This window comes from Lactococcus ileimucosae (genome assembly GCF_943193185.1).
In the GTDB taxonomy this organism is placed as follows: Bacteria; Bacillota; Bacilli; order Lactobacillales; family Streptococcaceae; genus Lactococcus; species Lactococcus ileimucosae.
Window position 1 is genome coordinate 62,086 of the sequence record NZ_CALPDE010000012.1, and the last position, 12,318, is coordinate 74,403.

Genomic DNA, 12,318 nt, shown 5'->3' on the forward strand with positions numbered 1-12,318 from the left:
CCTCTTTCCAAAAAATAGCAAAAGGCTGATTCATACAAATCAGCTCTTTTTAGTTACTGTAAAACATTTTGGCTTATAAATTTAAAAGCTTGGGGAAGAACCTTAAACGTTAAAGCGGAATTCCATGATATCACCGTCTTGTCCAACATACTCTTTACCCTCTTCACGTAAACGTCCTGCTTCTTTAACGGCCTTTTCACTGCCATATTTCATCAAATCCTCATAAGACATGGTTACAGCGCGAATAAATCCTTTTTCAAAATCACTATGAATAATTCCCGCCAATTGAGGAGCTTTCATACCACGTTTAAAGGTCCAAGCACGCACTTCTTTTTCACCAGCTGTAAAGTATGTTGCAAGTCCAAGTAAATGATAAGCTGCTTTTGTTAATTTATCAACACCAGATTCCTCCAAACCAAGTGCTTCGAGGAATTCTGCCTTATCCTCATCATCAAGTTCTGCGATTTCTTCCTCAGCACGCGCTGAAATAACAACAACTTCTGCATTCTCAGTCGCTGCGAACTCACGAATTTGTTTCACATACTCAATATCATCTGGCGCACTTACCTCATCTTCCCCTACATTAGCCACATATAATACAGGTTTTGTAGTGAGTAAGAAAAGTTGTTTCACAATTTTTTGCTCATCTTCATCAAATTCTACTGTTCGAGCAGACTTTCCATTTTCCAAGACAGGCTTGATTTTAGACAACACATTGAATTCTGCCACTGCATCTTTGTCCTTAACTGTCCGTGCAACTTTTTCAACACGCGCATAGCGCTTGTTTACCGATTCCAAATCGGCCAAAATCAATTCCAAGTTAATTGTCTCAATATCAGCTAATGGATCAACAAAAGAATCTTCGCGGTTATTTTCTCGCATGACGTTTTCGTCATCAAAAGCGCGAACCACGTGTACAATAGCATCAACTTCACGAATGTTAGCGAGGAATTTATTCCCCAAACCTTCACCTTTAGAGGCACCTTTTACTATTCCTGCAATATCTGTAAATTCAAAAGTTGTAGGAACAGTTTTTTTAGGTTTAATCAACTCTGTGATTTTAGTCAAACGTTCATCGGGAACTTCAACCATACCTACATTAGGTTCGATGGTTGCAAAAGGATAGTTTGCTGCTTCAGCGCCCGCTTTTGTAATTGCATTAAAAAGAGTAGATTTTCCGACATTAGGAAGGCCGACAATACCTGCTGTTAAAGCCATATTTATTCATTTCTCCGTCAATTTTTATAGTCATCCAATTATACCGTAAATCATGAAAAAAGACAAAAAAGCATATTCGACCAACTTATTTGGAGAAGCTTGAACAAAAAGATTATGACTACTTTGTCACAACCTTTTTTATTTTTTTATTGAAATCATTACGATTCATCATCACAACATGCTCACAATTCGTACATCTGATTTTAATATCTGCACCCATACGAATAATTTCCCAACTGTTTGCTTTTTTCCCTGTTGCTTTTATGGTACAGGCATGAGGTTTTTTCATTTCAACAATTGATCCTAAATCATAATCTAACATCCTAAATCCTTTCTACAACAACTTTTTGAGGACCACCTAATAAAATCAAATACTTGTCAACTTGGTTAACACCATATGCTTTTTTTAATGCATCCGCATAAAGTTCCATCTGAACTTCATAATTTTTCTTGATTTCAGAAATCTGATTATTATTTCGAAAATAATCTGTCTTGTAGTCAAACAAAACAATCTTATCTTCAAATTTGATAAATCCATCACATATTCCTCGAACAATATATTGTTCTTGCGCAACTTCGTCCGTTTTCAACATTGAAAAAGGCGCTTCCTTGGTTGTACGCTCCACATTGTCTACTAACATTTTACCAAAATCTGTATCAAATAAAGTCAGTATTTTGGGTAAATCAATTTTATTTTTCACTTCATCATGGAGTTCCATTTGATCCAAAGTTTGTTGGAAGTCAAATAAATTTGGGTGTGAAAAATCTGCACGTTGCATAAAACTATGTGTAGCTGAACCAATTTCTGCTGCGGTAATTTGATGTTTACCAAGATTCAACAATTCAAGTTGTTTTACACGTACGTACTCACTTGTAGGCAAAACGTTACCAAGTTCCAATTGCTTTTCATAGCTTCTTTTTTTCACTTGACTTGGTGTTTGAATACTAGACAATTGTGTTGCTTCCATTTTGGGATATTGATAATCCATTATTGCACGGGCCTGTTTCACTTCATCAAAACTGTCCATTATTCTGTCGAATTTTTTTGAGTTTTCTGCCAATTTTTTAAAGTTAGGACGTGCTGTAAACTTTTTATTGGCTTCCTGTAAATCAGAAGAAGTATTTATTTTAATAGTCATCGGTAAAGAATAGGCTGTTTGAAGTGCCAGAAGCCAATGTTGATAGCCAGTCGCTGACCGACGATATTTATCTGGAAGAATGCCATTTTCCAGATGTATATCCGCATATTTTTCTAGTTCTTTCTCCTTGATTTTCCCTACCATGTAAAGCTTTTTCTTTGCACGTGTAAATGCGACATACAGTACACGCATTTCTTCAGACAGTGTCGCATTTCGTTTCAACTCCTTATTCACAAGATAAGGGAGTGTATCCATCTTAACTAAAGCATAAGGAAAGTCCGTTTCAACAGCAGCTTCCTTTTTTAAATCTGCTGTATATTTCATCCCCAAACCATTTTCACGTGTCAATATTACAGATTCTTTTAAATCCCTTTGATTAAACTTGGTTTGTAAATTCATCAAGAAAACAACATCAAACTCCAAGCCCTTGGACTTATGAAATGTCATTACCCTTACAGCATTTTGAGGCAACTTGATATTTACAGAAGCAAGATCATTATTTTGTTCCATAAATTTATCAATCATTTTTATGAATCTAAAAAGACCCTTATAACCGGATTTTTCATACAATTCTGCACGTGTTGACAAGGCTTGAAGATTTGCTTGACGCATCTCACCATTTGGAAGTGCACCGACATAATCAATATAGTAGGTTTCCGTATAAATTTTCCAGAGTAACTCATGAATCGGAAGCTCGTTTACAAGTTTACGCCATGATGTAAACTTCTTCAAAAACTGAGTGATTTTTTCTTTAAGAACAGGTGTTATCATTTTCCCATCTGTCATTTGCAACTTTTTCCAAAAGCGTGTATCAGAACCAGCATTAAGACTTATTCGGGTAAGCTCATCCTCTGTAAAATTAAACAGGGGTGAACGCAAGGTTGCAACCAAAGGAATATCATAGAGTGGATTATCAATCGCGCGTAAAACATCCAAAATCAATATTACTTCAAGTGATTTTAGAAAATCAACTCGTCCCTCATCAAGTACAACCGGAATATCGTAATCTCTAAGAATATCTTCTATTTTATTATTTTGGGACTTTGAACGTACCAACAAAGCAATATCTTGATAGTCCAACTTTTCATCTGAAGCCATTAAGTTTTTAATTTGTTGAGCAACAACCTTAATCTCACCATCACTGATTGGATCTGTTTCATCTTCAGTTGAATCTTCCTCATAAAGAAGGATCTCTGGATAATAATTTTTTTCTAGTTTCTCTGGGTAATCTGCAAGATTTCCTTGAACTAGCTCTTCTTCTTTACCATAGACCATTTCACCAATTTCTTCATTCATCAAATGTCTAAAAACTTCATTTGTAAACTCAAGAACCTCTCCACGAGACCTAAAATTTTCTTTCAAACGTATAAGTTGATGAGGACTATCTTCTCTAGCATAAGCATGATATTTTTTTAGAAAAAGGCTCGGATCAGCCAAACGAAAACCATAGATAGACTGTTTTATATCGCCAACCATAAATAGATTATCTGATCCATCTCCATTTTTACTTAGTAATCTTAACATCGCTTCTTGAACATGACTCGTATCTTGGTACTCATCAATCATTATCTCGCTGTATTTGGTACGATATTCCCTTGCGACATCTGTATTTTCTTCCAAAATTTTAATTGCAAAGTGTGCAATATCCGAATATTCAAAAGCATTTTCCGAATATTTTCTATCCAAATAGGATTGATAAAAATAAAGAGCAAATTTTTGTAGATTTTCAGCCAATTTTTTTGCTTCTGGCTGATATTTTTCAATCGTTGACAAATGCTTGATTTTTTCTAAAAATTCACGAACTAATCCAGGATTACTCTTTGTTCCAATTACTGTTTTAAAAACTTCTGATAAAATTTCATCCTTTTTAAGAGACCATCGAGAAAAATCTAGCGATTTAAAAACTTCTGCAAATTGTTCATAATCATTGACTCTTAAACTTTCAAGCAAATACCCTTGATTATCCAAAACAATCTGTGCTTTCTCTAACGTTTTAGCCGTCAGATTTTTTTCCTCTAAAGATTTCTCTAAAAAGAGGAAAAATTCCTCTAATTTCCACATTACATCATGTGCAAATTTTTCGGGGATATCGGAAAATTTTTGATATAAATCAAATCCTTTGAGAAAATCATTTTTTAACCATTTTTCCGGATTTTCTGTTGCCGAAGCAAAGTTATAAACCGTGTAAACTACATCTTGAAAACCCTTGATATTCCTATCTTTTGAGAAGTTTTTAACCAATTTTTCAAATGTTTTTTTAGATATTTTAGCCCTCTCTTTAATCTCAGAACTCCCCGAAAGGTATTGTTCAACAAGGTCTTCAAAAACTTCTTGCTTTAGAAGATCACTTTCTGTCTGATCTGCTAAAATCCTAAAATTAGGATCCACATTAACACGATTAAAGTGTGTGCGCAATAGCTTTTGCGTGAAGCTATCCATTGTTCCGATATCTGCGTAAGCTAAATTTTGTAAGGCCGTTTTTATCCTCTGTTTTTCAACGACATCTTGAGTTTGATGACTGGCCTTTTTTAAGTCTTTTTCTAGACGTATTCGCAGTTCAGTTGCTGCCTTTCTCGTGAAAGTAGAAATAAATAAGCTTTCGATAGCAATTCCGCTTTTTACTTTTTCAACGATACGATTAGCCATGACAAAAGTTTTTCCAGAGCCAGCACTTGCTGACACAAGTATATTATGGCCTTGACTATGTATGGCTTCTTGCTGTTCTGCTGTCAATTTCACATCAGTCATTAGCTTTTTCTCCTTTCAATTCATCAAGAATTTCTTTACGACTTTTTTGGCCTACCTCACGTGTGTAGTCTTTCATGTGTCTATTCGCCTCAAAACGACAAATTGATTTCAAAGGACAATATCGACAACCATGGACGTTACCTGCCTTATCAATGCCTTCCTTAGTCATTACAGGATTGATAGCAATTTCGCCTTCACGAATACGTTGTCCGGCTCTAATATAATGTTCTTTATTAAGTTTGAGCAAACTTTCAAATTCTCTCTCACTATAAACATTATTTCGATTGATATTTACAAGATTGATTTCCTCACTTATATTGTCCCTATACTCTTCAAAAATGAGTCCTTCATAGCGCATATTTTTAGATAATAAAGCTGAAATTTCACCTAAAGCATCCACATCTGAAAGGTTAATACTCTCATTTTTTAATTGCAGATAAAGGGCTCCCCATAATTTTTGATTTTCAGTCGTCTGTTTTAGAACATCGAGATAGGTAAGAAATTGTAAACTTGTTCCATCATAGGCAGAAACCAAATCAAATTTATGCTGACTTGATTTGTAGTCAACGGCTCCTACACTATTCTCAAAAAATTGATCTATTCGGTCAATCCGCCCGCGAAGGCTAATCTTATCTATAGTAAATTCACCCAGTTCACTATGTGGGAAACCAAAAGCACTCTCAGTTGCTAAAGTTTTTATCTGGCTATTCTCTAAGCCTTTTTTCAAAATAACTGCTGTTTGCCTTACAATTTCTCCTAGATTTGTCCAAGTAAATTGTGCAGTAGCATCTTGTGTAAAGTAGCGCGCATAATTATTGTCAACTTCCTGTAAAACTCTTTCTAAATGTTGATCAAAATTTTCATTTGTCAAACTTGGAGTTAATAAAAGTTTTTCAAAAACTTCGTGAAAGAAATTTCCAACTACCTTCGAATTTAGATCAATATTTTCAAAAACTTCAAGATTTAAAGTCTTTTCTAAAAAATATTGATACTCACAATTATAAAAACGTTCAAAACTGCTGACAGAAGCATAGATTTCATCACTGTAAACTTCCTTTACAGTATCCGGTGATAAGGCTACAGGGGCTATATCCTGATCGAGGTTGTGAATCAGATTTTGAAAATCTGAACTTTCTTTAACCAGAATTCGAAATAAGCTTGACCAAAAGTTGCGCTTATCATTTTCTACTTTTTCTTCCTCTTGAGCAAGTAAGTGCTCAATTTTACCAATATTTGAAATCAAAGAACGTTTATTACCTATATGCTCCACTGTTTCTAAAAGATTAACCGAAGAAATCTCACGCTTGATATTTTCTCCTGCTTTTGTATGTTTAATAAATAACTGTAAAAGAGGAGAAATTTCATCTTGAACATTGGCATAAATTTGTGGCCTTGAAAGAACAAGTTTATCCGTTGCAGCATTGAGCAGGGAAAGACTTGTAAAAGTATTTTTACTAGAGTTTGTCACATTTAGCTGTTCAATAAAGCGAAAATCATCATGAGATACATTTTGATTAATGGAAGCACGTTCTTCATCGGAAAGCAGACTAGAATTTTTCTTTACTTTTGGAAAGTTAGTCAAGCTTAAACCTATAGCATATATGTATTTATTAGTCCTTGCTTCCACAAGCTCATAATCTTTAACATTTACAACATCAACATTGGCTGGAATTTGACGATATTTGGCATTTTTTAAACCAGATAAAATTAAGTCTAGAAACTCTAAAACTTTCATTTTTTGCTCAGAAAAGATAGACTGAAATTCCATTAGGTTAGACAAGAGTAACTTCCAAACTTGCTCATGTTTGTCCGCCAATACATGATTGTTTTCATGCTCTGCTTGAGTGTAAAGACTGTTCATATTTTCTAAAATATGCCCTTTTTGGAGAAAGCTTTGAAAACTGTTAAGCCATGCATTACCTGTTTTTTCTGAATTATCTTTTAAAAATACCTGTAAAGCCGAGTTCTCTCCGAAAAGTGTTTCTCTCAAACTCTCAACTTTATCTATCTCTAAAAATTCACTCGCATCAAAAGAATTGACAAACTTCTTTTTTCCTCGAATTTTATATTTATTGACATAGTACTCAAAATAATCCAAGCTCTCTTGATCAAAGTTTACATCCCTGTAAATATTGCTCTTTAGTAAATTGACCACATCATTCGTTCGATAGTTATTCTTTTTAATCGCATAGAGACTCTCTAAAAAAATAATCAAAGGATGTTGACTCATAGATTCTTCTCGAGCATAGAAAAAAGGAATTTCGTAAAGTTCAAAAGTTTCTTGAAGAGGTATAGCATATGTATCAACATCACCTACCAATACTGTAAACTCTTTAAATGAGGCACCTCTGGTAATTTTCTGACGAATCTCTTTTGCAACTGCCTCTATTTCTGCCATTTGATTTTCAGTTTCCCAAATTTCAAAATGACGTTTGTCTTGACGATTCAACTCAATTTTCACATTTTCTTGGAGAAAATTTGTTTCCATTTTAAGCAAATCTGTCAATTTATCATAAACTGTCTTTGATTTTGGGCTGTACACATACTTTATTTTAGCCGAGAATTTGTTTTGAAATCGCTCAAGCATTTCCAAAGAATTTTTGTAAACTGACAAAGAAAAGTCTGTCAACTTGTAGTCAACTTCACTGGCATATGTCCCAATTATTATTTCGGAAACTTTTTCTTGAATAGCAGCAATAAAGCTTTCTTCTTCAGCATTAAATCGAGTATAACCGTCAATTATAAGGACTACGTTTTGTAAATCTTGAGTAAACTTTCCCTCTAATATATTTTGAGTGAAATCTTGAAACTCTGAAAAATTAGCATAAGAAGCACTTAATTCCTCCTCAAAACGATGCAGAATAGCAGATAATTCTACGTTTTTAGGACTTTCAGGCAAATCTTCAAAGGACAAATTTGCTGTGATTAACTCGGTACGTAAATTAACCAGCATTTCTAGAAAAGCTGGTGAGGCCTGTAAACTGTAATAAAAAGGTAATTCTTCTTTAGAAAAAGACTTCAAGACTTTTCGAAAAAGCATACTCAATCCTGACTGAGTGAGTTCTACTTTTCCCTGCAACGTTATATCTTTTCGATCAAAATAATAGGGAAGTTGCTTAAATCGCGTAACCAGTAAGTCAAAAACCGCGGTATCTTCCCCCGAAGAAATGCGTTCTAATATTTCTTTCTCTTTTTCAAAAGACATTGAAGAAGGAACAATATAATAAACTTTTTTTCCTTCTCTTAGTGCTTTTTGGGCGCGCTCAAGAAGAAAAGCTGTCAAATCTTGTGTAATTTCAGTATAAATGATTTCCATAAAAAAATAGACCTCACTTTCGTTAAGTCTATTCTAACATTTTTTAATTTGTTCTGACAGGTGTAATAAGCTGTATGAAACTGTCTGTGTCATTTTTAGGAAGAAGAGTAAATGGACGAACATTTGAAATAAAACGGATACGAACCTCTGGTTCTTTTATGACACGAAGCGCATCAATCAAATATTGCGGATTAAAGCTAATCGCAATATCTTCACCGCTTTTTTCAATCGCTGTCAACTCTTCATGAACACTACCAACCTCAGGTGAATTAGCTGTTGTAATGACTGAGTCTCCTGATACTGTGAGTTTGACTGTACCATTTGCTGTTGCATTTGATAAGAGACGTGCACGTTCCATTGTACGACGTAAAGCGGCAACATCAAAAACCAAGTTTAAGCTATAGTCATTTTCATTAGGAATTAAACGATTCGTATCAGGATAAGTTCCTTCAATCAGACGGCTATAGTAGCTGATACGTTCATTACGAAAAAGAATTTGATTATTAGCCAATGAAATATCAAGATCTTCTTCATCATTACTAAAAACATTTTTGAAGTTTTGAATTGATTTACTTGGTAAAACAACGTCAAAATCAGTCCCTTCATTTTCAAGAACAAGAAGTCGCTGACTCATACGATGCGAGTCTGTCGCAACAGCTTTAAGGTTTACTTTATCAGATAAAGTCAAATGAACACCAGTAAAAATTGGGCGACTTTCTTGCGTACTTACAGCAAATACTGTTTCAGTAAATATTTCTTTCAGGAGACCAACATTAATTTTAAGAGGATTTTCTTGCGAAATTTCTTGAATACGTGGATAAATCTCTGCATCTTGTCCTTTTAGCGTGATTTCTGATTTACCTGAAGTTAAAAGCACTTGTTTTTGTTCTAATTCTTCAAACTCTAAAGCAAGCTCAGGCATTTGACTGACAACACTTTCAAAGAAAGAAGCTTCTAATAAGATACTTCCTGTATCGGAAATATGCATACCAGCGTCTTTATCAGATGCTGGCAAAAAGTTTTCAATAGAGATTTGACCATTTGAACCAGTTAAAGTAATTCCCTCTGTTGTAACCTCAATTTTTAATTTTGTTAAAGCTGGAATAGTTACTTTAGAACCAATGGCTTGCTTGGTAATTTTTAATGCATTTTGAAAAGCTACTTTGTTAATTGAAAATTTTATCATGAGAGTCCTTTTCTTTTATTTATTTATATAAATATATTAGTAATAGTAGTAGGTCATGTGAGTATGGGGATAAGCGGCAAAACATGAGTTTAGCTAAGTTTTCCACTGTGAATAACTGGAGAATAAGTATAGGGAATTTACAAAAGTTTTCCACAGCGTTGATTTTTTATTGGAAGAGACGTTTAATAGCGTCAACATCTTTTTGAACATCGATGTCATTTTTCATTTTCTCACTGATTTGTTTGTGCGCATACATGACTGTTGTGTGATCACGGCCTCCAAACTCATTTCCGATAGCAGGAAGACTGAGAGCTAGAAGTTCACGAATCAAATACATTGCAATTTGTCTCGGAAATGCAATTTCTTTTGGTCGTTTAGGACCAACCAAGTCTGCTGTTGAAATATGATAGTATTTAGCAACTTCATCTTGAATTTTTTTGACTGTAAGATTTGATAAAGGTTGTTGCATATTACTCTTTAGGGAACGTAGAGCTTCACTGGCAGTATCAATATTAACTATTGTCTGATTATTTGTTTTAGCAACAAACTCAACGCGATTAAGTGCACCTTCAAGTTCTCGGACATTGGAATCAATTTGACCAGCAATATAGCTTAGTGTTTCCTGAGGAAATTCAAGATTGCTACTCTCAGATTTTGTCTGCAGAATAGCCATGCGTGTTTCATAGTCGGGAGCAGTGATGTCAGTAGTCAGCCCCCAAGAAAAGCGAGTAACTAAACGTTCTTCAAGCTTATTTAATTCTTGTGGAATACGATCTGAAGTTAGGACAATCTGGGCACCACGATCATGAAGAGTATTGAAAGTATTGAAGAACTCATTTTGTGTCCCTTCTTTATCACTAAAGAACTGAACATCATCGAGAAGAAGTATATCTAAATTACGATAGGTTTCTTCAAATTTAGCCATTTGTCCCTTGCGCGTTGCATTGACATAATCATTAACAAAAGTTTCTGCAGACACGTATTTTACTTTGGAATGAGGATTATCTTTTAAAATTTCATTACCAATGGCGTGCATCAGATGCGTTTTTCCTAGTCCTGATCCTCCATAGATAAAGAGAGGATTATAAACGTCACCTGGTTTGTCAGCTACAGCAAAAGCTGCCGCTTTCGCCCACTTGTTACCTTCACCTTGGATATAATTGTCAAAAATGTACTTTGGATTTAATCTTGTGAATTCGGGAGTAGCAAGTGCTGGTGCTTCATCCAAGCTATCCGGTTCATTCATTTCTTGTTCAAATTTTTCTGAAACTTCTTCTTCCGAAAGTAAATTGAAACGAATTGGACGATCAAAAACTTCAAACCCTGCTGTACTGATAAGACCTTCTTGACTCCGCCAAAAATCTTTATGAAATTTTGCACCAACGATGATGGTAGCAATATCATTTTCAATTTCTAACAGTTGGGCAGGCTCAATGAAAAAGTCATAAGATTGTGGTTTGATATTTTTTTTCGCTAATTCCTTTACTCTCGTCCAAAATTCCTTTTTTTCTTTTTGGAGAGTCATATTTTTCCTCTAAATATATTAAAATTAAGTAGAATCTATTATATCATGTTGATAACTATTTATCCACCGTTGTTAAAAAAAATTATAAGTTTTCCACAAAAGTGGAAAACTATTCACAATAATGTGGATAATGTGGATAGAAAGAAAGTTTTCCACAGGAAGATCGAGGGATATTATAGCATTTACTCACTTTTCCACATAAAAGGGAAAATATAAAATATGTGAATAAAGTCTGGGATAAAAAAATCCACAGTCTATTTACTGTGAATCATTTGTGAGTATTTCCAAAATTTCTTCCATCTTTTCTAAACTATCAAACTGGAGTTCAATTTTCCCTTTTTGTCGGTGTCTATCATACGAAATTTTATTACTTATACCTAGATATTTTGTAATTTCCTTTTCCTTTTCTTCTATATAAATATTTTTTTTATTGTTTATCTTTTTATTTGATTTTCTATAAATAATATCCTCAAGTTGACGAACGTTAAGTTTTTCTTTAACAACCTTTTGTGCTAAGAGAACTTGTTTTTCCTCATTTTCTTCAGCAAGTAGTGTGCGAGCGTGGGCTAAGCTTATTTTTTTATCTCCTAACAATAGAAGAATGCTATGAGGAAGCTTTAAAATTCTGAGAAGATTTGAAATATAAGAACGAGACTTACCAAGGTACTTAGCTACTTCATCGTGTGTCATAGAACTTTTATCGATGATTTTTCGAATACTCTTCGCTTCATCCAAAGGACTCATATCATCACGTTGAATATTTTCTAGAATAGAAAGAATCATCATATCATCATCTGAATACATCCGAATAATTGCAGGAATCTTATTGAGGTTTGCCAACTTTGCTGCACGTAACCGACGTTCCCCTGCAAGAAGTTCATAACCAAATAGACTACTTTTACGAACTATTATGGGTTGTAGTACACCATTTACTTTTATGGATTGGGCTAATTCCCTTAATTTATCGCTATCAAAATTTTTACGTGGTTGATATGGATTTTTACTGATTTCTTCTATATTTAATTGATAAATTTTTTCTTCCATGTGCCAATAATACCACAAAAAGGAAAAAAGAAATACAAAGCATGAAAATACTAGTTCAAAGATTAGACAACAGCGGGCTTAAACCGGCCGATCTTAAAAAAAGAGGAGGAAAAGGTTATTTTATTCTTGACAAGGGGAGGTT

Annotated in this window: 7 protein-coding genes; all 7 read right to left on the minus strand. The window is 34.1% G+C overall.

Annotation, left to right across the window (positions count from 1 at the left end; genetic code table 11):
- Nucleotides 1-102: 102 nt before the first annotated feature.
- The 7 genes from ychF to NFR51_RS06710 all read right to left on the minus strand — a co-directional run bounded on the left by ychF (nucleotide 103) and on the right by NFR51_RS06710 (nucleotide 12,176).
- A complete protein-coding gene (gene ychF, locus NFR51_RS06680; RefSeq protein ID WP_251712947.1) occupies nucleotides 103-1,218 on the minus strand; it encodes a redox-regulated ATPase YchF in 1,116 nt (371 codons plus the stop codon).
- Nucleotides 1,219-1,336: 118 nt separating this feature from the next.
- The gene (locus tag NFR51_RS06685; protein ID WP_251712948.1) at nucleotides 1,337-1,540 is read right to left on the minus strand and encodes a DUF951 domain-containing protein; all 204 of its coding nucleotides are present in this window, start codon (nucleotides 1,538-1,540) and stop codon (nucleotides 1,337-1,339) included.
- Nucleotide 1,541: 1 nt separating this feature from the next.
- On the minus strand, nucleotides 1,542-5,105 hold the full coding sequence (addA, locus tag NFR51_RS06690; RefSeq protein WP_251712949.1) for a helicase-exonuclease AddAB subunit AddA: 3,564 nt from the start codon (nucleotides 5,103-5,105) through the stop codon (nucleotides 1,542-1,544).
- Complete coding sequence (rexB, locus tag NFR51_RS06695) at nucleotides 5,098-8,421, minus strand: ATP-dependent nuclease subunit B (RefSeq protein ID WP_251712950.1); 3,324 nt, start codon at nucleotides 8,419-8,421, stop codon at nucleotides 5,098-5,100. The genes addA and rexB overlap by 8 nt, the downstream gene beginning before the upstream one ends.
- Nucleotides 8,422-8,464: 43 nt before the next feature.
- Nucleotides 8,465-9,607 (minus strand): DNA polymerase III subunit beta, encoded by a 1,143-nt coding sequence (gene dnaN / locus NFR51_RS06700; RefSeq protein ID WP_251712951.1) that lies wholly within the window; start codon nucleotides 9,605-9,607, stop codon nucleotides 8,465-8,467.
- A 166-nt stretch (nucleotides 9,608-9,773) separates the two neighbouring features.
- Nucleotides 9,774-11,132, minus strand: coding sequence for a chromosomal replication initiator protein DnaA (gene dnaA, locus NFR51_RS06705; protein ID WP_251712952.1), 1,359 nt, complete (start codon nucleotides 11,130-11,132; stop codon nucleotides 9,774-9,776).
- 258 nt (nucleotides 11,133-11,390) lie between these two features.
- A complete protein-coding gene (locus NFR51_RS06710; RefSeq protein ID WP_251712953.1) occupies nucleotides 11,391-12,176 on the minus strand; it encodes a ParB/RepB/Spo0J family partition protein in 786 nt (261 codons plus the stop codon).
- Between the last annotated feature and the right edge of the window lie 142 nt (nucleotides 12,177-12,318).